The sequence below is a fragment of the Leucobacter faecis genome (assembly GCF_054456635.2).
In genome coordinates this window covers 26,529-47,318 of the sequence record NZ_JBTJEP020000007.1, presented here as the reverse complement: position 1 = coordinate 47,318, position 20,790 = coordinate 26,529, and the positions used below count along the sequence as shown (strand labels likewise).

20 protein-coding genes are annotated in these 20,790 nt (G+C 61.2%); 9 read left to right on the top strand and 11 right to left on the bottom strand.

Annotated features, from left to right (window positions below):
• Positions 1 to 55: 55 nt before the first annotated feature.
• The 6 genes from ACXR2T_RS07465 to ACXR2T_RS07440 all read left to right on the top strand — a co-directional run bounded on the left by ACXR2T_RS07465 (position 56) and on the right by ACXR2T_RS07440 (position 5,849).
• Complete coding sequence (locus tag ACXR2T_RS07465) at positions 56 to 1,804, top strand: cytochrome c biogenesis protein DipZ (protein ID WP_458840181.1); 1,749 nt, start codon at positions 56 to 58, stop codon at positions 1,802 to 1,804.
• A gap of 41 nt (positions 1,805 to 1,845) precedes the next feature.
• Positions 1,846 to 2,445 (top strand): ECF RNA polymerase sigma factor SigK, encoded by a 600-nt coding sequence (gene sigK / locus ACXR2T_RS07460; protein WP_458816367.1) that lies wholly within the window; start codon positions 1,846 to 1,848, stop codon positions 2,443 to 2,445.
• Positions 2,442 to 3,281 (top strand): anti-sigma factor, encoded by an 840-nt coding sequence (locus tag ACXR2T_RS07455; RefSeq protein WP_458840179.1) that lies wholly within the window; start codon positions 2,442 to 2,444, stop codon positions 3,279 to 3,281. The genes sigK and ACXR2T_RS07455 overlap by 4 nt, the downstream gene beginning before the upstream one ends.
• A gap of 85 nt (positions 3,282 to 3,366) precedes the next feature.
• Positions 3,367 to 3,900 carry a DUF1801 domain-containing protein gene (locus tag ACXR2T_RS07450; RefSeq protein WP_458840177.1) on the top strand — a complete coding sequence of 178 codons (534 nt, stop codon included), beginning with the start codon at positions 3,367 to 3,369 and terminating at the stop codon, positions 3,898 to 3,900.
• A gap of 314 nt (positions 3,901 to 4,214) precedes the next feature.
• Entirely contained in the window at positions 4,215 to 4,694 is a 480-nt protein-coding gene (locus tag ACXR2T_RS07445; RefSeq protein ID WP_458840176.1) for a BLUF domain-containing protein, read from the top strand.
• A gap of 9 nt (positions 4,695 to 4,703) precedes the next feature.
• A complete protein-coding gene (locus ACXR2T_RS07440) occupies positions 4,704 to 5,849 on the top strand; it encodes a cytochrome P450 (RefSeq protein ID WP_458816375.1) in 1,146 nt (381 codons plus the stop codon).
• Here the strand turns inward: ACXR2T_RS07440 and ACXR2T_RS07435 are convergent.
• From ACXR2T_RS07435 to idi, 8 genes are read right to left on the bottom strand one after another with little or no spacing between them, the layout of a single operon-like run.
• The gene (locus ACXR2T_RS07435; protein ID WP_458816377.1) at positions 5,812 to 7,398 is read right to left on the bottom strand and encodes an FAD-dependent oxidoreductase; all 1,587 of its coding nucleotides are present in this window, start codon (positions 7,396 to 7,398) and stop codon (positions 5,812 to 5,814) included. The two genes, ACXR2T_RS07440 and ACXR2T_RS07435, sit on opposite strands and share 38 nt — an antisense overlap.
• A 1-nt stretch (position 7,399) precedes the next feature.
• Positions 7,400 to 7,756 carry a lycopene cyclase domain-containing protein gene (locus ACXR2T_RS07430; RefSeq protein WP_458840172.1) on the bottom strand — a complete coding sequence of 119 codons (357 nt, stop codon included), beginning with the start codon at positions 7,754 to 7,756 and terminating at the stop codon, positions 7,400 to 7,402.
• Positions 7,749 to 8,126, bottom strand: a complete 378-nt coding sequence (locus ACXR2T_RS07425) for a lycopene cyclase domain-containing protein (protein WP_458816381.1) — start codon at positions 8,124 to 8,126, stop codon at positions 7,749 to 7,751. Before ACXR2T_RS07425 ends, ACXR2T_RS07430 begins: the two co-directional genes overlap by 8 nt.
• 60 nt (positions 8,127 to 8,186) lie before the next feature.
• Positions 8,187 to 8,693, bottom strand: coding sequence for a hypothetical protein (locus tag ACXR2T_RS07420; RefSeq protein WP_458816383.1), 507 nt, complete (start codon positions 8,691 to 8,693; stop codon positions 8,187 to 8,189).
• On the bottom strand, positions 8,690 to 10,333 hold the full coding sequence (gene crtI / locus ACXR2T_RS07415) for a phytoene desaturase family protein (protein WP_458816385.1): 1,644 nt from the start codon (positions 10,331 to 10,333) through the stop codon (positions 8,690 to 8,692). The genes ACXR2T_RS07420 and crtI overlap by 4 nt, the downstream gene beginning before the upstream one ends.
• Entirely contained in the window at positions 10,330 to 11,262 is a 933-nt protein-coding gene (locus tag ACXR2T_RS07410; RefSeq protein ID WP_458840170.1) for a phytoene/squalene synthase family protein, read from the bottom strand. The genes crtI and ACXR2T_RS07410 overlap by 4 nt, the downstream gene beginning before the upstream one ends.
• Positions 11,259 to 12,338, bottom strand: coding sequence for a polyprenyl synthetase family protein (locus ACXR2T_RS07405; protein ID WP_458840190.1), 1,080 nt, complete (start codon positions 12,336 to 12,338; stop codon positions 11,259 to 11,261). Before ACXR2T_RS07405 ends, ACXR2T_RS07410 begins: the two co-directional genes overlap by 4 nt.
• Before the next feature lie 19 nt (positions 12,339 to 12,357).
• Complete coding sequence (gene idi, locus ACXR2T_RS07400) at positions 12,358 to 12,909, bottom strand: isopentenyl-diphosphate Delta-isomerase (protein ID WP_458840168.1); 552 nt, start codon at positions 12,907 to 12,909, stop codon at positions 12,358 to 12,360.
• A 120-nt stretch (positions 12,910 to 13,029) separates the two neighbouring features.
• On the opposite strand from idi, the gene ACXR2T_RS07395 reads away from it, so the two are divergent.
• The 3 genes from ACXR2T_RS07395 to ACXR2T_RS07385 all read left to right on the top strand — a co-directional run bounded on the left by ACXR2T_RS07395 (position 13,030) and on the right by ACXR2T_RS07385 (position 16,532).
• Positions 13,030 to 13,623, top strand: coding sequence for a MarR family winged helix-turn-helix transcriptional regulator (locus ACXR2T_RS07395; protein ID WP_458816393.1), 594 nt, complete (start codon positions 13,030 to 13,032; stop codon positions 13,621 to 13,623).
• A 35-nt stretch (positions 13,624 to 13,658) separates the two neighbouring features.
• A complete protein-coding gene (locus ACXR2T_RS07390) occupies positions 13,659 to 15,272 on the top strand; it encodes an SDR family oxidoreductase (protein WP_458840166.1) in 1,614 nt (537 codons plus the stop codon).
• 159 nt (positions 15,273 to 15,431) lie between these two features.
• A complete protein-coding gene (locus ACXR2T_RS07385) occupies positions 15,432 to 16,532 on the top strand; it encodes a baeRF3 domain-containing protein (protein ID WP_458840164.1) in 1,101 nt (366 codons plus the stop codon).
• 81 nt (positions 16,533 to 16,613) lie between these two features.
• Here the strand turns inward: ACXR2T_RS07385 and ACXR2T_RS07380 are convergent, their stop codons facing one another.
• The 3 genes from ACXR2T_RS07380 to ACXR2T_RS07370 all read right to left on the bottom strand — a co-directional run bounded on the left by ACXR2T_RS07380 (position 16,614) and on the right by ACXR2T_RS07370 (position 20,762).
• A complete protein-coding gene (locus ACXR2T_RS07380; RefSeq protein ID WP_458840162.1) occupies positions 16,614 to 19,109 on the bottom strand; it encodes a GDSL-type esterase/lipase family protein in 2,496 nt (831 codons plus the stop codon).
• Positions 19,106 to 20,065, bottom strand: coding sequence for a PASTA domain-containing protein (locus ACXR2T_RS07375; protein ID WP_458840160.1), 960 nt, complete (start codon positions 20,063 to 20,065; stop codon positions 19,106 to 19,108). Before ACXR2T_RS07375 ends, ACXR2T_RS07380 begins: the two co-directional genes overlap by 4 nt.
• A gap of 319 nt (positions 20,066 to 20,384) precedes the next feature.
• The gene (locus ACXR2T_RS07370) at positions 20,385 to 20,762 is read right to left on the bottom strand and encodes a carboxymuconolactone decarboxylase family protein (protein ID WP_458840158.1); all 378 of its coding nucleotides are present in this window, start codon (positions 20,760 to 20,762) and stop codon (positions 20,385 to 20,387) included.
• Between the last annotated feature and the right edge of the window lie 28 nt (positions 20,763 to 20,790).

Sequence of the window (20,790 nt, the reverse complement as noted above, 5' to 3'; positions counted from 1 at the left end):
TGCTGCAATCCGATCGACCCGCGGCACCGAATACCTCGCAACTAAGGGAGGCACCATGGACACCGTGCTTATCGGCCTGCTGGGCGGGCTCATCACCGGCATCTCGCCGTGTATCTTGCCGGTGCTGCCGGTCATCTTTTTGACGGCGGGCGCCCAGTCGGCCAGGGTCGGTGAAACCCCCGAGGTGATCCCGGCGCCCCGCAGCCGCCCCTACTTCGTGATCGCGGGTCTCGTGCTGAGCTTCACGGCGGTCACGCTCGCGGGCTCGATCATTCTCGGCTTCTTCTCGCTGCCGCAGGCCGCGATCCGCTGGGCGGGCGTCGCCGTTCTTGTGTTGATCGGCGTCGGCATGCTGTTTCCCCGAGTCGAGCAGATTCTCGAGCGCCCGTTCCAGTGGCTGCCGCGGCGCAAGGTCAATGACGGCGGCAACGGCTTCGGCATGGGCCTCGCTCTCGGCGCCGTGTTTGTGCCGTGTGCGGGCCCGGTGCTCGCGGCGATCATCGTCGCCGGCTCCACCGGAACGATCGGCGCGGGCACGATCGCGCTCACCGTGTCGTTCGCGATCGGCGTCGCTCTGCCGCTGCTCGCCTTCGCGCTCGCTGGGCGCGGGCTGACCGAGCGCATCAGGGCGTTTCGTAAGCGCGAACGCGCGATCCGGATCACCGCGGCCGCAGCCCTCCTCGCGCTCGCGGCGGGCCTCGCGTTCAATCTTCCCCAGGCCATTCAGCGCCTCATTCCTGATTACACCGCAGGGCTCCAGCAGGAGCTTGCGGGGAGCGAGGGTGCCAGGCGCGCGCTCGACCTGGGCGGGCTCGTGACGGCCGAAAACCGTGAGCTTGATAAGTGCAGCAACGGGGCGGCCGAGCTCGAGAGTTGCGGCACCGCCCCCGATATTCGCGGCATTGAGGCCTGGCTCAACACGCCTGCAGGCGCCGCCGTCGATCTCGCGCAGCTGCGCGGTGAGGTCGTGCTCATCGATTTCTGGGCGTACTCGTGCATCAACTGCCAGCGGTCGATTCCGCACGTCGTGGCCTGGGATAGCGCGTACCGCGACGCCGGGCTGCGCGTGATCGGTGTGCATTCACCCGAGTACGCGTTCGAAAAAGACGCACAGAACGTGGCAGACGCCGCCCGCGGGTTCGGCATCGAGTACCCGGTCGCGCTCGACAACAATCTGTCCACGTGGACGGCCTACCGCAACAGGTACTGGCCAGCCCACTACCTGATCGACGCGCAGGGCACGGTGCGCCACATCTCGTTTGGTGAGGGCAACTACGACTCCACCGAGCGCATGATCAGGCAGCTGCTCAAAGACGCAGACCCGACGGTGAAACTCCCCGACACGACCGACACGAAAGACACCACCCCGCAGGTGGGCACGACGACGCCCGAGACGTTTCTCGGCTACGCGAAAGACGTGAACTTTGCGGGGCCCGGCGACTACGGTGCGGGGGTGAACGAGTTCACGCTGCCGCAAGAGCAGCCCCAAGACTCCTTCGCGCTCGACGGCTCCTGGCGGGTCGAGAGCCAGTACGCGACACCCGCAGGCCCCGCAGGCCCCGCCGACCCCGCGACGCCCGGTGACACCGCCGCCATTCGGCTGAACTACCGCGCCAGTGAGGTGCGCATGGTCGTGGCGGGCGAGGGCAGCCTGCGCGTCACGGACGCCGCCGGCGAGCGCACCGTCAAGGTCTCGGGCACACCGCGCTCGTACGCTCTCCTCGGCAAAGACTCGCCGCCCGCGGGCACGCTCGAGGTGCAGGTGCCCGTCGGGGTCGAAGTGTACTCATTCACATTCGGCTAAGAATCGCCCGGCAAAACACGCAGAAAGCGGGTGAGTACGGCATGCTGAAGGAGATGGTGATCGACGGTTGCGACATTCCCGAAGACGGGACGGCCGCTGACCCTGCCGACGCGGCCCTCGCCCGGGTCGCCACCGGCGACCAGCGGGCCTTCGCCGCCCTCTACGACATGCTGTCGGCGAGGGCGCTCGGCCTGATCCGGCGCGTGCTCATCGATCACGCCCAGAGCGAGGAAGTGCTGCAGGAGGTGTTTCTCGAGGTGTGGCAGCAAGCGCGTTCGTTTGATCCGGATCGGGGGAGTGCGCGCGCGTGGGTGCTCACCTTCGCGCACCGACGCGCGGTCGACCGGGTGCGATCGGCGCACGCCGCGGCGGGCCGCGATGAGCGGGCTGGGCTGCGTGAGCTGGGCACGCCGGGTCAGCCGATCGACGAACAGGTCGAGCTGCTCGTCGACGGGGCGCAGGCCACTGAGGCGTTGCACGCGCTGCCCGAAGCGCAGCGTGAACCGCTCGTGCTCGCTTACTTTGGGGGCTATTCGCAGAGCGAGATTGCAGTGTTGCTGGGTGTTCCGCTGGGCACAGTGAAGACGCGCATGCGCGACGGGCTGACACGCCTGCGCAAGACCCTGGAGGTGGTGTCATGAATCTAGGGGAGTTTAGACAGCTTTCGGCGGGCCACGCCCTGCACGCGCTCAGCGCAGCAGACGAGGCCGCGTTCACACGGGCGCTCACTGAGCACCCCGAGTGGCGGTATATCGTCGACGACGATCTCGAGACGACCGCCGCGCTCGGCGACGCGGTGCCAGGCGCCGAGCCGCCCGCGAGCCTGCGCGCCAGCCTGCTCGACCAGATCGCGCTACTGCCGCAGCAGGCGGAATCTGGTGCGGGTGCGGGTGCGGGTGCGGGTGCGGCCGCGGCCGTCGGGCCTGCGCTGCCCGAGCCCGCGACTGGTGGCCCGGAGCCCGCTGCGACTGAGCCAGGCGGCTCCGCCCCGATTCGGCATCGGCGCGTTCGCCGCCGCCGCAGAATGTGGGTGGCCGGTGCGTTCGCGCTCGCCGCATCGCTCGCGGTGTTCGCGGCGATCACCCTCGGCCCGCAGCTGCTGGGATCGGTGACGCACGAGGATCCGGCGGTGGTCGCGCTCGCCGAAGTGACCGGGGCGGGTGACGCGCAGCAGCAGACCGCCGAGGTTGCCGGCGGCGGCGAAGCGACCCTGCACTGGTCGCAGGGTCTCGACCGTGCCCTGCTTGTGACCGATGGGCTGCCGCAGCTGCCCAGCGGCGAAGACTTTGAGGTGTGGCTCGTGCGCGGTGAGACGCCGATTTCTGCGGGCGTGCTCGCAGACGGGAGCGAGCCTGCGCTTCTGAGTGACTTCGAGTCGGGCGACACGATCGCGGTGACCGTGGAGCAGGCGGGCGGCTCGCCCACGGGCGCCCCCACCACCGACCCGCTCGTCGCCATCACGACGGCCGCGCTGTAAGCTCCAGAAGACGCGGGCGTCGTGAAGTCTGAGCGGGCAGGTCGCTGTGCTTGGCCGTTCAAGCCTGGGGAATTAGGCTGCACCCATGTCCGATGATGTACTTGCATACCTTGCGCAGTTTCCAGATCAGACGCAGCAGCGCCTTCAAACGCTTCGAGGCCTCGTTCGTGAGCGCTGCCCCGCCGCAGCCGAGGGAATGAGCTACGGCCTCATCGGGTACAAGCTCAACGGCCACCCAGTCATCTACTTTGGCGGGTTCAAACAGCACATCGGGCTCTACGCAACCCCGGCTGGCCAAGCGGCGTTTGCAGAAGAGTTCGCGCCCTACGTGCAGGGCAAAGGTTCGGTGCAGTTGCCGCTCACAGAACCACTGCCTATCGACCTCATTACGCGCGTGATCTCGCACAGGGTTGAGTCGGTCTCTGACGAGCTTCCCCAGATCGGGCGGCCCGCTCGAGCTGCGCTCGAGTCGATCGGCGTCGCCCGGCTGAGCCAATTAGGCACCCATTCTGAACAGGAGCTGCTCGCGCTGCACGGGGTTGGACCGAAGGCTCTCCGGATCCTGCGTGAGAGCGGGGCGCGCTTTCGTGAAGGTCCTGTCGAGGCGCAGCTGAAATGAAACCTCCGCTGCTACGCTGAACAGTGGGTGTAATGACGGCATGTGAGGAGATGGAGCGACGTGGAGACTGAATCATCTCGCTCTTCGGAGGAGGCACACGCTGTCTGGGCGTGCGTGGAAGACGGGTTTTACGTCGCCACACAGTCGATGAGGTTCTTAGGATTTGTCGATCGCATAGAGAGCGACATTTTTCAGGTGTGCAACGCTCAGTCAGAACAGGTGGGCTTGTTCAGTTCGCTCGAGGCGGCCCAGGCGTGCCTCATAGAGCATGCACAACGTGACGGATTGTTGGCATTACGTGGGGAGGAGCTGAGTTGAACCGAAACGATACTGTAACCAGCGGGCAGCTCTTTGCCCTCATGTATTCGAGCGATGCAGTGAGCGGGGTTGACGAGGCAACGCTCGACGACATCTTGCACACCGCCCGGCGAAAGAACACGATTCGCGGCATCACCGGAATCCTCTTATTTCGCCAGGGGAAATTCTTTCAGTACATTGAAGGGCCAGAGCGCAGTATCAAAGACCTATATCGTGAGATATGCGCGGACTCTCGCCACACGAACCTACGGGTGCTCCTCGAAACGCCCGTTCACGAACGCCGATTTTCTGAGTGGACGATGGGACACGAAGCCCTGCGTCAGTCGGCCGGTGCAACACCCGCGGGCTACCGCAGCACATTTGCAGATCTCGAGGACACGGAGCGGCCTGAAAACGTACTGCGTGCGGTCATCGAACTGACGCACTGGTACAGGGCGCGCGCAGCCCGTGCATTGCGCGCGTCTGTCGAAGTTTAGGCGAGCACTTTGTCTGAGCGGCAAGGAGCCGAGCAAGAAGTCATTGCGCTTACGAATATGCGTGAGAGCCAAACCCTGCTGCGGGCTCAGCGCGCTACCACTCAGGCTGGGTTCACTGCTGAGCGTATTCCGCAACGATTCTTCGCTCGGCGACCGATCCTAATCGATGATGGTGACGAACACCTTGAGCACCGTCGGCAGCTCGTGCGGTTCTTCAGCCCGCGAACGCTGGAGATGAAACATCGAGCGTTCATTGAGCGTACCGCGCAGGAGTATGTTGCGGGCGTGCAGCAGCAGGGCGGCTGCGCACTCGATGAGCTCGCGCTGCACTTCTCGGTGCGGGTGGCGTCAGAGATCGTGGGGCTCACTCAGAGCAGCGTTCCCGCTTTAGCACAACGACTTGAAGCGTTTTTTCGACAGCCCGAAGTCGATCACACCCGGGGCGATCACGGACGCACACGCAAAGACTGGATACGGGCCGCACGTAACGCCCTCACACCCCTTTTCACCTTCTATATGAAAGATGTACGACCCGCGATTCGGGCACACCGACGTGTGCCGCAAGACGATGTGATCGGTCACCTTCTTGAGCAGGGTTACCGCCCCCGCGAGATTCTCATGGAGTGTCTGACGTATGGCACCGCGGGAATGGTCACAACGCGCGAGTTTATGAGCATGACGATGCTGTATCTTTTGCGCGAAGAGTCCCTGCGTGCGCAGTATCTCAAGGGTGACTATCGAGAGCGCATCGCCATTCTGAGCGAAATTATTCGCCTCGAACCGCCCGTCGCGCACATTTACCGGCGTGTGCAGGCTTCAACGACCGAGTGCCCGCACTCCGAGGGGGCGCTCGTTGACGTCAACGTGCGGCAGGCAAATCGTGACCCGCAGGTGTTTGAGCCGAACCCTGAAGCTGCCTGCCCGGCCAGGCAGCTCGCGGCGTCTGAACGCACCGGGCTGAGCTTCGGCGATGGGCCCCATCGCTGCCCAGGCTCCCACCTCGCTCTGCTCGAAACTGACGCTCTCGTGAGGTCACTATTGACCGCGGGAGCGACGCTCGAGCGAGAGCCGGATCATGAATTCGACACGCTCGTGCAAGGCTACAAACTGCGCGGCTTCACCCTGCGGTTCGAGAGCCCGGCACGCGAGCTATAAGCTTTCGTGCAGCGCTGGGCCACCAGTGCCGGCCTTTCAAGGGCGCGCTCCACAGATCGTGCCCTTTCACCCCCCAAGCCTCTAGCAGATTGTTCGCGGCTATCCAGCCTGTCGTGGCGGCACGTTCCATGAGTGCGATGGGCAGGTCGCATCTCACCCAGTCGCCTGCGAGCATGAGCCCCGGTAACGGGGTCGCCACTTCTGGGCGATCCTGCCAAGACTCAGTGCCGATCAATGCACAATCGCGTTCGATGAGCAGTTCTTCAGCGACGACGCCAAGCGCCGCGGTTTCTGGATATACGCGAGCAAGTTCTGCGCGCAGCTCGTTCACCAGCGCTTGTTCTTGCGCCGTGTCTCCCCGAAAGTCACCCGGAAGTGCATAAGCGTGAAGCTCTACGACGCTACCGTTATTGGCCGCGGCCCAAGCGCGAGCCCCTTCTTCGAACCGTTCGAGCACACTCACGTTATCGAGGGGTCCGAAGCGAGCTGTACCCAGGAAAGGCGGACGATCTTGACTGACTGGGCCGTCAAGCCACAGTCGCAGTACTGCAAAGGGTGGTGCGACCTGGGTAGCTTCTACCCGTTGCTTCCATAAGTGCGCCTTCTCGCTGTGGGCCTCGAGCTGTGACGCGGTCACGATCTCTCTCGTTGCCTGCGGGCCCGCTGCAAGAACTACTGCGTCTGCCTCATAGCGGGAGCCACCTGTAAGGGTTACGCACCAGTTTTTCTGCTCGGGGCAGTGCTCGATGTGTGCGACTGACCCGCGCACTCGCTGCAAACCCTGGCGTTCGAGCGCCGCACTGAGCGGCTTCCATATCGCGGTGTTGAAATCATCGCGTGGCACGTCGAACAGCAAACCCTCAGCAGAACCCAGAAAGTAGCTATGAAACATCGCTACAAGCTCACCAGCAGAAAACTCGCGCGGATCGGCAAAGAAGCTGCGAGCAAACACCTCGAGCGCGAGGTGGCGTGCCCTGTCCGGAAAGCGCAACTTGTCGAGAAAGTCTGAAGCGCTGACGTGATCAAGGTCGGCGTAGGTCTTAGGAAAATCGACGTCGAGAAGTGACAGAGCGGTATCGATATCGACCTTGGTGAGATCTCGAGCCGTGAACGTGGGGCTTTTGAGCACAAAGGAAATGAAATTCCAGGGTGGTGTGCGAGGGATGCGCGTAAACGAATCGCGGTCACCGTTGGCGCTAACCACTGGATAATCTGCCACAGGTCTCAGGATCTCTGAAAGGTCGTCGGCCCGGCTGAGTAGTTTGCGAAGGTTGTAGTACTGACGAAAGAACGCATGAAACCCGCGGCTCATACTGACGTCACCCGCTGGCGTACTGACGTTCCAAGCCCGAACGCGGCCGCCAAGGTTTTCTTCGGGTTCGATGAGTTCGACGGAGACGCCACGCTCGATGAGACCGCTCGCTGCGGCCAGGCCTGCGATGCCGCCGCCGATGACGACTACACGCCGGGGCCGATCCGGCTGCGAAGCTCCTTGTGAACCGGGAAAGTGCACTGCCCGACGATCCCGGTGGAATTTGGACGTCGGCACGTTAAACACCCTTTCGCTTTGTTAATGCCGGGGCATCGGTAGCTCGCGCCTCGCGAGCGCCCCGCCCTGCCGATTTCCAAATCAAGATCGTCAGTGTGAGCATGGCGAACCCAAAACCAAAATCCTCGATGGGAATGTTCCAAGGGAAGCGGATGCCGAGCATCGTGTCTGGATTGTAGATCACGATTGGATTTGAAAGCTTCGTCAACCAGCCGTCGACAGGTACCTGGAACGAGAACATGATCAACAGAGAAATCCAGTACTGTGCAGTCCGAAAGATTCCGGTGCGCAACCACAGCACCTCCAAGAGCACCACGGCTACCATCGTGACCATCGTGGCCAGGGTGTACTCAAGCATTTTCATTCTCCTGATGTGAACGGGTGCGGCGGTGCACGACCTTTTTGAAGTATGTGAGGACTCTCCCCACAGCTTCATACGTGAGCAGCCCGCACAGTGGTATCGCCACAAAAAAGATGAGTTCTTCGAGCGGCAGGGCAAACGGAAGCATCAGACCGGTGGTGAAGCGTTCGCTGTAGCTCCAGAGCCCTGCGTTGATCGCGATGATGTCCCAAATGGAGAACACCAGCACCGTGACGAGAACGGCTTGCAAGAGCCGCAGCGGCCGACGATACACGCGCGCACCCAGAACTATCTCGAGGGGTACTGTCAACAGGAGGCAGGCCAACATGAGGGCTACGTATTGCATTGAATCAGGAATGAAGAACATGCCGTTTCGTTTCTTTTCTAAGTGACCTGGGCATTTGTGCTGCTGCGGATTGTTCGCTGGCTATCGGTCCGTGACGGTCGCGCCCCGGCGCCAAGCGTGCGCGAGCCTGCGAATCTTGGTCTTGCGCCACAGCCAAAGGGGCCAGAGTGCCAATGACAATGGGTATGCGAATATGCCAGCGACCGTAAGCTCGTCGTGCCACACCGCAGTCGAATTGCCCGCTGGCCAGACCGACAGTTCGTGGTTCCAGCCGCGCGTGAGCGCCAGCGGCCCACTTAGCGGACGGCCATAATCGCGCATCGTGCGAGAACCTGGAGGGAGCTGGTCGCGTGTGATGTCTTCGATGAGGATGCGTTGTCGCCCAACTGGAAGCCTGCCAAATGCGAGGAGTCGCACATCTGCGGGTGTTCCCGGGGCGAACGCGGCTGAGAACGAGTGTTCTGTGGGCTGCATTTGTAGCAGCGGGCGGTAGAGGGTGGCAGCTACCGAGGAAGAGTGCATGGCGTTCCACGCTGCGTCAGCGGTGCAATCGATGCTGAATGCCACCCGAATGCGGATCGGTTTCATTTCAGCCCTCGCTGTGCTGAGCGCTTAAGTTTGACCCTTGGCGCGGGCGCGGGAGGTGAGAAACCGCCTGCGCGAGGAACTGTCGGGCCCGCTGTCTTGTCGCCACGAATGTGCTTGAGGACGAGCTCTGCGCTGATCAAACACATGGGAACACCGACCCCTGGGGCCGTGGTTGCGCCGGAATAGTAAAGCCCCTTGACTCGCTTCGATGCATTTTGGGCCCGAAACATCGCGCTCTGACTCAAAATGTGGGACGGGCCGAGCATGCCCCCGCTCCACGAAGAATAGTCCTGTACAAAATCGGCGGGACCAATGGTACGGCGCACTACGATTCGATCGTGCAGGTCAGAGATGCCTGCCCAGTGAGCGATCTGATCGATAGCGCGATCTGCGGCCTGCTCGACTGCTGAGCTGCCGAGACCCTCGTTACCTCCTGATCCAATCGACGCGTCTGCTGGGACGGGGACTAACACAAACAGATTTTCTGCATCTGCTGGCGCAACGCTCGGGTCCGTCGCGCTCGGCTTGCATACATACACAGACGCAGGGTCTGGAATGCGGGCCTGTGGGCCAAAGATTGCATCGAAGTTCGCGTCCCAATCGTCGGTAAAAAAGAGCGAATGATGGCCCAATTGGGGCAGCTTGCCCGATACGCCTAAGAGCACAAGAACGGCTCCCGGCCCGCTCTGGCGTTTGTGCCACCAGCTTTCTGGAAAGCTCTGGGCGGCTTTCGGTAATAGTGCGGTCTCGGTGTGGTGCAAGTCTGCTGCTGAGACCACGGTGTTGGCATGCTCGATGTGCTCTGTGCCGTCTTGGTCCCGCCATCTCACCCCGCTCGCACTAAAGTCCCCACCGGAGGCTTGTCGAGTCAGGATCTCGGTAACTTCGGCCCCTGTGACGATCTCGACGCCGTTGTCGAGAGCGAGCTGTTCGATCGTTCCGACTAGCCGCCAAAAACCTCCCATTGGATACTGCACGCCGTCGTCGAGATCGAGTGCGCTCATGAGGTGGTACATGGAAGGCGCACGACGAGGGTCGGTGCCGAGGAATACAGCAGGATATCCCAGCACTTGACGCAGTACTGGATCGCTGAAGCGTGGTTCGATGAAGCGCTTGAGCGATCGGAGCAGGAGCGGGATCAGGCGAGGCACTGCTCGCAGCACTTCGGGTGTGAGTAACGAACGGAAGCTGGTGAACGTGTTGTATAGGAAGTAGCGCTCAGCCATGTCGGTTGTGCGCGAAGCGGATTCTACATACTTACGCAGACGCCCCGAGCTTCCGGGCTCAACTTCCTCGAAAATATTGGTGACATGATCGAGGCCGAACGGGATGGTCAGCTGCTTCACCTGCCTATCTTCCTGTGGCATTGAGAAAACGCTATATCCGGGGTCAAGGGTGCGAAGATCGAGCTGCTCTGCGCTCGAGGTTCCGAGGAGCTCAAAGAAGTGCTCAAACACCCGGGGCATGAGGTACCACGACGGCCCGGTGTCGAACCTGAACCCCTGGTCTTGGAACGTGCCGGCGCGACCGCCGACGCGGTCGTGGCGCTCCAGCAAACGTACGCGATGGCCCTCGCGCGCGAGTAAAGCGGCGGTAGCCAAACCCGCAACGCCGCCACCTATAACGATCGTGCGAGTCATACTCTACTCAGCTTTCGCCTGGGGTAAATGGACTGGACAATAAGTAACGCTTTCGCGGGATTCGAAACTCTGACACGTTGTGTGAGTAGCTGATCCACGGGCGTCGCAGCAATTTTGTTCGTCAGCCGCAAAAACAAACGACGTGCGCAGTCCACTGCTACCCGCGCATCGCTTGGGAGCAGCGGCAGGACTGCATTGGCTTCTGCGAGTTGTGCCCGGATCGTTGCGATCCACTCCTGTTTGAGGGCTTCAGTGAAGGGGGCATCTCCGCAGAGATAGTTCCGCTGCAGACGGTCAGTGTCATCGGCGAGGTCGCGCAAGAAATTTACGTTCTGGAAGGCCGCTCCGAGGCTGCGGGCCCCATGCTCAAGTCTCGACATGTCGCTCGCGGACCGCGCCTGACCCTGCACGAAAACACGTAAGCACATGAGCCCCACTACCTCGGCTGACCCGTAGACGTAGGCTGCGTGTGCTGCGGCATCAAATCGGTTCATCTGCGAAGTAAGTGCAAAGTTCGCGGGCAAGGACGAAGTTGTTGCCGGCAAATCCATGCGCATGGACTTAAAAAATGGGCGGATCAGCGCGCAGTCAATGCCCGAAAGGCGAGCTGTGTTGGCGAAGGACTGTACGACGGGGTTGCTGCTGTATCCGGTCGATACGGCAGTCTCTGTTTCCTGCTCGAGTGCGTTTAAGCGGTGTGCTTGAGTGGCAGGGGAGAGTGCCGCGGCGGCTGCCACACCATCGACTAGCTCGTCGGCGATCCTCACCAGTCCATAAATGTTTCGAACGTGCTGGCGGTGGCGGGCACCCAATAGGTTGGTGGCGGCACCAAAGGATGTGGAGTAGCTGCGAATTATCTGATCCGTCGCGCGTTCTGAAGCACGACTGTACTTCTCAAACGGTGCGAGATTGTCTCTTCGGGTTGTCATGTTGTGCGCCCGTCAAGTGAGTCGATGAGATCGAGTAAGAAAAGGCACACTGGGGCTGGCAGCGCTCCGGGGCTCTGAGTCAACGAGGCGATGGCGGTGCTGATGCGTTCGCTCACCATCGCCTCCATGAAGCCCTTGGCCCCGCACTCCACGAGCAAATGCTGAATTTGAACCCCGGACTCGTAACGGAAATCCTCAGCTCCGATCAATTCTGCGAGCGCTGGCCAGACTGACGTGTTTCGTGCAAACGCGATTAGTGCTGTTTCTTTGCCTTCTCGAAAGTCAGAAAACTGATCCTTGCCGTGCGCGAGGCTCATGCTGAAAGCAGAGAGCAGATCGTCCTGCAGCTGGAAGGCGAGGCCCAAATGGCGGCCGATCTCGCCCAACTGCTGTTGGGTTCGGTCGTCAGTCCCCGCCATAATCGCGGCGACACGAAGGGGCAGCTCGAAAGTGTAGGTCGCTGTTTTCATGCGCGTCATCTCGAGAACAGCGGCCAAGCTCGGGGCTAGGCAGCGGTCAGCGAGTCCAACATCGTAGTATTCGCCCGCGACAGTCTCAGTCACTGTGGCATCGAGCACATCGAGTAATGCGATGCGCTGCGCCTCGGGCAGATGGACTCTTGCAAAGATTTGGTGGGCGATGGTCAGCATAAGATCGCCGATGAGCAAACCGCTGCTGCGGGCCCAGTGCAGACGCTGAGCTTGTGAGGAGTCCGGGTATGGTGTGCCGAGTGTTCCGTTTGCGAGATGACCGATCAGGTTCGGTTGTCCTCTGCGCAGCAGGTCTTCGTCGATGAGGTCGTCGTGCAGGAGAAACGCGTAGTGAAGGATCTCAAGCGCTGCAGCAACGGTGAGCGCGGCATCCCGGTGCGCCGTTGATTCAGGGTGATGATCGGTGAATGCATCAAATGCGCCCATGACGAGGCGCGGGCGTAGGAGTTTGCCGCCCCCTACGCACCTGATCGCGAGCTGCCAAAGTTCGTCATATGCGGCTCCCAGACCTCTTGCCTGTGCGCCGCGCTCGGAGAGTATGCGTGTTAGCTCTGACGAGATTTCGTGCACCAGGGCCTGAGTCATCTCGCCACGAAACTGTGTGTCAAGCATCGATGCTGCCCTTTCCCCAAAGCCCCCGGGCATGCAGCTGCGGAAGCTGCTCACGCAGCCAGGGGCTGAATGCAAACGGCGTCAGTGGGAGCGCTGTGGCGAGTGCTTCGGGACGGACCCAGGCCCACTCGCTCACCTCGCTGCTGCACGGTCTGAGTGACCCCTCAATTCGGGCGGAGAATACGGGGCACACCTCGTTCTCCACGATCCCTGAGGCGTCCACTGCCCGGTAAGAGAATTTCGGTAGCTCACACCGGATATCTTTGACTGTGGTGCCCAGCTCTTGGGCTGCACGTCTCTTGATGGCGTCTTCGAATTTCTCCTCGGGCGCCGGGTGTCCGCAGAAGCTGTTCGTCCAGACCCCCGGCCAGGTCTGCTTCGAAATGGCCCGGCGAGTCATCAGCAGTTCACCCTGATCGTTGAATAGATAGCAAGAAAATGCCAAATGGAGTGGAGTCGCAGTTGTGTGTACGTCGCTCTTCGCTCGTTCGCCTATCGGGCTGCCGTCCTTGTCGAGCAGCACGACGCGTTCTGCTAGTGGCATTGATCCTCCAAGCGTTGTTGAGACGGCTGCGCGCCTTCAATATTTCATTGACTTTAGGCTATAGTAAACCAAAGGAAAGTAAATGATGCACTTCCAACTGACTGTTTCGGGGGCTCGAGCATGAACACGTTCGGTGCAGATGCGAATGATTCACACAGTGAACAAGGCGTTGACCGCCTCGTGCATGCGTCGGCAGAGAACGAGGAACTCGAAGTTCCCGGCATGTCGCAGGAGCAGGTAGAAGAAGTTCTCCAAGTAGTGAACGGGCTCGCGCATCTGCGCAATGCAGAGCGCACTCTGACTGAATCAGCGCGCGTCGCGCTCGGCGTGTCTGCACAAGATATGCGGGCGCTGCAGTTTGTTGTTTCTGAGCAGCAGGGGGACCGCATCGTCTCACCTAGCATGCTGGCCGATTACCTACGGGTTTCGGCGGCCTCGATTACGAAGCTGCTCAATAAACTCGAGCGGGCAGAGCACCTGTCTCGATCGCTCCATCCACACGACCGCAGAGGCATTCAGATTGAAGTGTCGCCCGCCACCCGCGCGCTCGTACAGAGATCGGTGGGCCGCCAGCAGGCGAGGCGGTTCAACGCTGCTGCGCAGCTCTCGAGCGCAGAGAGACTAGTGGTCGCCCGATTCCTTGACGAGGTTACTCGGGGCATAGTCGGCGATCGGGCAGCCTGGAACGCAGTAAAACCTCCAACAACGGATTAGTTCAGCCTGTCGAGTCGAAGCTAAGGGGTGTCAGTATGGAACGAATGAAGCCGCAGCCAACTTCTGGAGTTGCAGAAGAGGCTGACCTCAGCTTTCCGACAGGTCAAGAACGAGCATTGCGTGCGAATTCCCTCGGTGGGGTTGCGCCGCTCGTGCTCGTGTTTGGAGCAACTGGCTACGTCGGCGGCAGGCTCGTACCCAGGCTACTTGCGGCGGGTTACCGAGTGCGAGTGCTGACACGAGACCGTGACCGTGCTGCTGGGATGCCCTGGGCGTCGCAAGTCGAGATCAGGGTTGGAGATGCAGCTGATTCTGCCGCAGTGCGCCAGGCCTTGCGCGGCGTAGACACGCTCTACTTTCTTGTCCATTCCATGACTGCGGGCAAGGAGTTCGCACACGCAGATCGGATGATTGCTCGTAATGTCATCGGCGAAGCTGCGAGCGCTCACGTGCAACGGGCGATCTACCTGGGCGGATTGCACCCGCGAGACGGTGAACTCTCAGAGCACCTCGCTTCACGTGTCGAGGTTGGTGACATCTTTCTTTGCTCGGGTGTCTCCACAATCGTGCTGCAAGCCGGTGTAATCATCGGCTCAGGGTCGGCTTCTTTCGAGATGGTGCGCCACCTTACAGAGGTGCTGCCGTACATGCCTGCGCCACGATGGGTGCGCAACTTTATCCAACCCATTGCGATCCGTGACGTGCTCTACTATTTGCTTGCTGCGGCTCGAATACCAGATGACTTGAACAGAACGTTAGACATTGGTGGGCCCGACGTGCTGCGGTACGGCCAAATGATGAACGGGTACGCACTCGAAGCCGGGCTCCCACAGCGGCACATCGCCTCGTTGCCTGTCCTCACACCGCGGCTCGCCTCTCACTGGGTGGGGCTTGTAACGCCGGTGCCACGCCAGATTGCCCGCCCGCTCGTCGAGTCATTGCAGCACGACTGTGTGATGCTCGAACACGATGTCGACCAGTGGATCGAGCGACCAGAGCCTGGCCTCACCCCGTACCGACGAGCAGTGAAGTTTGCGCTCGGCCGTATCGAAGGGGATTCCGTCGAGACGAGCTGGGTCGACGCCCGGGTGCCGAGAGCATCGAGCGAGCCGTTACCGAGTGACCTGTTGCCGAGTGACCCGGGCTGGTCAGGCCGAACGGTTTTCACCGACGAGCGTACCCAGCACTCACGCGCGGCTGCAGAGGATGTGTGGTCTGTGATTTCACAAATCGGGGGCGCACAGGGGTGGCACTCACCTCAGCTGCTCTGGTCGCTGCGGGGTGTCATCGATCGGCTTCAGGGCGGGGTCGGGCTCAAACGGGGTCGGCGCTCACGCGTAAATCTCAGGGCGGGTGACGCCGTCGATGTGTGGCGAGTTGAGCAAGTGATCCCTAACAAGCTACTCAGGCTCAGAGCCGAAATGCGAGTGCCCGGTCAGGCCTGGCTTGAGTTCGGCGTTGAAGCCGAAAAAGACGAGACGAGGTACTGGCAACGCGCAACCTTCATCCCCCAGGGTCTTGCGGGCAGGCTCTACTGGTTCAGCATGCTGCCATTCCACGGTCTCATATTTCGTACTATGAGCCGCAGCATCGTTGCACAAGCCGAGAAACTTACCGCTGATGAAAGAGACGCGAGCGCGAGCGGCTGAAGCCAACGCTCCAAGAGCCCCAAAGCGCGGTAGGCCTTGTGCAGTGATCCGGATCCCTGGGAGTATTGGGAGGCACCAGGCCTCACGCTGCAGGCTGGGGACACAGGGGTCCCCGTAGTGGGCGACCCCCGTCGTATTTCACGCGGAAAGGTGCATTACATGACACACACGTCCCAGGGAATCGTCGACGCCCTCGACTTCGACATCGTGTTTCGGCGCGGGGCCGAGGCGGGCCCCAAGCTGACACTCACCGTGCCGACCGACGTGACAGGCGCGCAGGCGAACATCGGCGCGCTCACCCTGAAGAACCAGGTGCGCGACGCCCGCGCGCATCTCAAATCGGCCGGCGTGAGCGAAGCTGACGCCGCGAGCATGCTCGCGCCGGTTGCCGAGATCGCAGCCGACACGTCGTACTGGCGGCTGCAGAGCCGCGGGCTCATCATCTTCGTAGCCGAGGGGTTCTGCCACGCGGTGCGCATTCCGATCGCGGTGCACGAGAGCCTCACCGTCGCAGACAGTTTCAACATGCTGCCGCTCGCCCCGGTGCTCGCGAGCGACCGCAAGACCTACATTCTCGCGCTCGCGAAGGGCGCGGTGCGCCTGTTCGACGCGACCCGCAACACGGTCGAGGAGCTGCCGCTCGAGAACATTCCGGCGTCGTTCGACGAGGTTGTTGAAGAGCTGCCCGAGCGCACGATCGACGTGCGGTCGGCGGGCCCGGGCGCCAATGCCCCCTACTCGAACGGGCACACCGGCGACCTGCAGCAGCTGCTCATCGAGAAGTACATTCACGCGGTCGGCAAGGCTGTCGGGGCGCGGCTGGGCACGGCGCGTTCGCAGCCGCTCGTGCTCGCTGCCGTCGCCGAATACCTGCCGCTGTTCAAGCAGGCCTGCGACTACCCCGCGATCTTTGGCGAGGCGATCGCGGGCAACCCCGAGCACGCACTGCCCGACGACCTGCGCTCGGCCGCCTGGCATCTGCTGCGCGACAACGACCGCGCGCACGAGGCTGAAGAGCAGGATCGCGCCCGCTCCCTCGCCCACAACGGCAAGGGCGCGTTCGACCTCGTCGAGATCGCGCAGGCGGCGGGTGAAGGCCGAGTCGACACGCTCTACCTGCCGCGTGACGATGCGCGCATCGCTGACCCCGAACTGCGTGCGCACGCGAACCGCGCGCTCATCGCGACGCTCGCTTCGTCGGGCACGCTGCGCACGCTCAGCGAGCCAGACGGCGACGGGCTCGCGACGTTTAGGTACTAGCGGGCTAGGCCTGCTGGGCTAGGCGCGGGGCCGGATCGGGCAGGATCCGGCCCCCGTCCGGTGGTTACAATCCTTGGCGTCTCAACGTTGCTGGCTCGGGTTCATCCCCTGAGCAGAGTGACGACGCAGGGTGCGACGCCAGAAAAATAGCATCACCATCGCGCCGAGAAGAAGCGCACCCACCCCGAAGGGCGCAAGCTGCACCCATACTGGTGGTGTCGAGATTACTGATATGGGCAGGCGTGTCTCGCGGTAGCTGCCGTCCTCGTTCGTGCCCGAGGCGACGAGATCGTGGCGGCCGAGCTCCATTTCCCATGGGACGCGCACCTGGCCTTCGATGCGTCCCTGTTCGTCGGCAGTGAGCCCGCCCAACAGCGTTGGATTGGAGTGAAGCGAGATGATCACCGGGGTAAAGGGCGCGTACCCTTCGCCAGACACGTTCACAGGTGCGCCGTTCATGAAGAGGCCAGTAGCGCTCGGCTTGAAACCCGATGCTGCGCTGTCGAGGCTTACCTGTGGAGCTGGGGGCACAAAAAGTCGTTGTGAATTCGCGACGATCCCCGACTTTTCTCGTCTTCTCTGTTCGTCCAGTTGTTGCTTCGCTTCATCGGGGGAGAAAGTTTTCACGGTCCGAGACCAGTTGATGATTGCCCCGCTTGTCGCGCGGTATCCGGCGACATTAGGGTGCATCGATTCTGGTGAAGGCTTTTTGCCCAAAAGCTCTACACCATTGATATAACTTTCTTGTCCAGCGCAGAGGGAATGATTCGGCAACATAGCGTCAGCGGTATCGCTGACAAAGTACACTTCGTACCCGTTGTTGCGAGCGTCGGCTACAGCTGCTTTAAGTGCAGCATTCAAGTGCGCCGCGAGCTGGTTCGCCACCTTCACCTCGCCCGGACCCAAGACGTGCCAAACCGTGGCTTCATGAAACCTAACCGTTCCGCAGGCGCCAAGGCGGGAGGCATGGGTCAGGTTTGGGTAGGCGACCACCACTACGGGCGCTGTCGCACCACCGCGCTGCGTCATGCGTTCGGGAGTGTTAATCCTCTTCCATGTCTCCTGGTACACAGGCGAGAGCTTCTCACGCAGCGCCTTAGCATTCGAAAACCATCCGGAAATTTGTTCGGCGTTCTTGTCGCAGTTACCTATCACGCATTGGGTGATGATGTCTGAAAATTTGAAATCGTTGCCACCGATGCTCATGATCACGCCAGCGGGGGCCTTCTTCAATCGGTCGAGCTGCGTGAGTTGTGGAGGTGCTTTGTGTTTGTGGCTTGGGTTCGTAAGATCTTCGCTCACAGCCCCCGAGCAGGCCAAATTCACAATCTGATCTGGCCTGAAGTCGGGCACTAAATATGTGGCTGTGCTGCGATGGCAGTCTTGCGAGACGTCCTTTGGGGGATTCGTATAGTTGTAAGCCCCTTCGCCCGACGAATAGGAATCACCCAAAATCACGAGGGGGTGCCCGTCCTCGACCGGAGTGCGCAGAAAATCGCCAAGGTACGATCCTAATTTACCCTTGTCGCCGCTCGAAGCTGCGAAACCTACTATGCCCTGCGCTGAAACTCGATCGGCGTTTGTCGCCCACGCGTGCACAGTGAACTTGCGTCCCTGCGGGTTCTTTCCGGGGCTGCCTTCGAGATGTTGCAAGTCTAGTGAAGTTTCAGTGTCACCGACGATCCAGGATTTCGTTATTGATGATGCGCCACGAATATTGCCAAGCCTGAGGAGGGTGTTTAGGTTTACGGGAGTCCCGGCTTCGAGATCGAGCGAGAGTCGAGTATCGCTCGCACTAATGGGAGTGACATTTGTAACTGTTGCGGTGATTCGTGCGGGGATACCCGCGAAACTAAGAGTTTCAGCGACTTCGATGTGTAACTTCGCGCGCGTCATATCGCGGATCTCGTTATTCAGTTCATCACTGTCGTCAACATCGACATACTTTCCACCGGTCACCGATGCGATGCAGTCGAGTTCTTCGCGCCCTGCCTCTGAAACGCGAAAGCCAACAGCATGCACTGTCACGTCAAACCCGTCTTCTATGATCTGTTCGGTCACTGCGCAGGGGGGCTCACCGCAGTTGCTTTCGCCGTCAGACACGAGCACGAGTGTTGCCTGAGTCGTGCCGGTTGATTTCAGCTGGTCAACGGTGGCCTGTAAAGCTGGCCCCGTGGGAGTGCCACCTTCTGCAATGAGTGAGTCAACTTGCCTGATAGTGCCTGCAAGGTCGGTGATTTTTGCTGGCGTGATCTCGAAAGAGCCTGCTGAGCAGTCGCTCGTGCCCCCGGGGTACTGCCACAATCCAAAAGGTTGAGCGGCCGGAAGGCTACGGATTGCGTTACTAACGGCCTTCTTCGCACCCGTGAGTTTGATGAGGCCCGTGCCATCTTCTTCGTTCATCGACCCCGAGAGGTCGAGCACCATGATGAGGGGAGACTCGCCCGCTGAATCTGGCTGCTCTGCCACAAGCTCCGCCTGTTGTGATTTCGGTGTAGTGGGGTGTGCCACTGGCGAGGAGAAGACGCCAAGAACGAGGGAGATAAGGGTCAGGAGCGTGATGATCTTGTGGATCATTGTGACTGCACCAGCCTTGCAATTGCATCGTCAGAGCCATAGACGATAGCGTCAGCAAACGCTACCTCGGCGTCGCTGATGGAAGTAGGCCCCACGCGAAGGGCAAGCTGGATCGCATCGGTCACGTCTAGGTCGATGTCGGTGGATGAGCCATAACCCGCAACTCCCTTTTGGGCTATCTGTCCATCGACAAGCACTTCATAGGGGATCTTCGCCCCGGGGACGCTGTCGTCTGAAATCCCTACCGTCGCCGTAAACCGATCGGCGGTCTTCGAGAACGTCCAGGTAGTCGTCGAAGTTTCGTCCACTTCGCCATAGCAAAGGAGGGCGGTCGTGTATGACTTGCCGTTGACCGAGATGTTTGAATTGTTGTCACATCGTCCTGTGAGAGGGCGAAGCTCTGTGAGGGGCAGAGTGGAGCCATCCGTGGCGACCACGAGCCGCGCTTCTTGACCCAGGGGTTTGCCGATTGCTGGCTCGGTATCGATGACGGTGCCGGCTGTAACACCGTGCGCATAGCGCAGCTCAAGCGACACACTCGCGCCAAAACCTGAGAGGATCTCTGTAGCTTCCGGTTGCGTTTTACCCGAAAGCTTCGGCATTGTGACGGGCACAGCGATGCCAAGTCTGACGCTCGTAAGGTTAGACGAGCCAAACGCGGGCTCTTGCTCGGCAACAATGCCAGTGGCAACTACTGAGGGAGCGTCATAAAGGGTGATCGCATCCACTGGAATCCCAGAGTCGGCGAGAACCTGCTGTGCGGTTGCCTCAGTGAGCCCTCGCACGTCGGGCATCTGGAGCATCGAGATGTCGGTGAGACCCTCTGTGTCCGCACTCGTGCTGTCTGACGCCGTGGCCTTGCTGGTCTCATGTGATGCGACGACCAGCGAACTAGCGGCCCACCAGCCACCTGCCGCTGCCGCAAGCAGAAGCGCTGCGACAGTGGAGCAGACCATACCAACGAGCCATCGACGTGGATGGGTGACTCGAATGGACTTCCGTGGCGCCGAGGGCTGAGCTGGCATTGGCTCTTGAACTTGCGGAGGGTAAAGCTGTGGAGGAGGCAGCTGCGTTGGCATCGGCTGCTGCATGTGCTGTGGTGGGGGCTGGAGATAACCAGGCCCCGTTCCTGGCTCAGACATTCGCGCTCCATTGCGTTTTCAAATATCAACTGAGTTCTGAGAGTAGCAGTGACCGGGGGAAATAGGGTATCTGTGTCGTTGCTGTGGTCTCCTTGAACGCTCTCAAGCAGTGGTGCAGCCAGCCGTGCCGCAGTTAATCGTCAAAGGCGGCATCCATGCAGCGCATCGCGGCGAGCACCTTCGGCACGCCGATGTAAGGCAGCAGGTGTACGAAGCACTCAGCCACCTCTTGTTTGCTCATACCGGCCACATCGACAGCGGTTTTGATGTGGCCAGTGAGCTGCGGTTCGGTGCCGCCCATTGCGGCCAGCGCCGCCATGTTGAGCACCTGCCGGTCGCGCAGGGCAAGCCCCTCACGCTGATAGGTACCCCCAAAGACCGCGCCCACGACCCAGTCAGATGCGCCGGGCGCGTACTTGTCGAGCTGCTGCTTCCACGCTGCCGCGCCCTCGGGCGACTGGGTCGCTTCAACGAACTCGTTGCCTTTGCCCATGCTCAACGTCACGCTCATCACCTCATGTCTTTCGCCAACCGTGGTT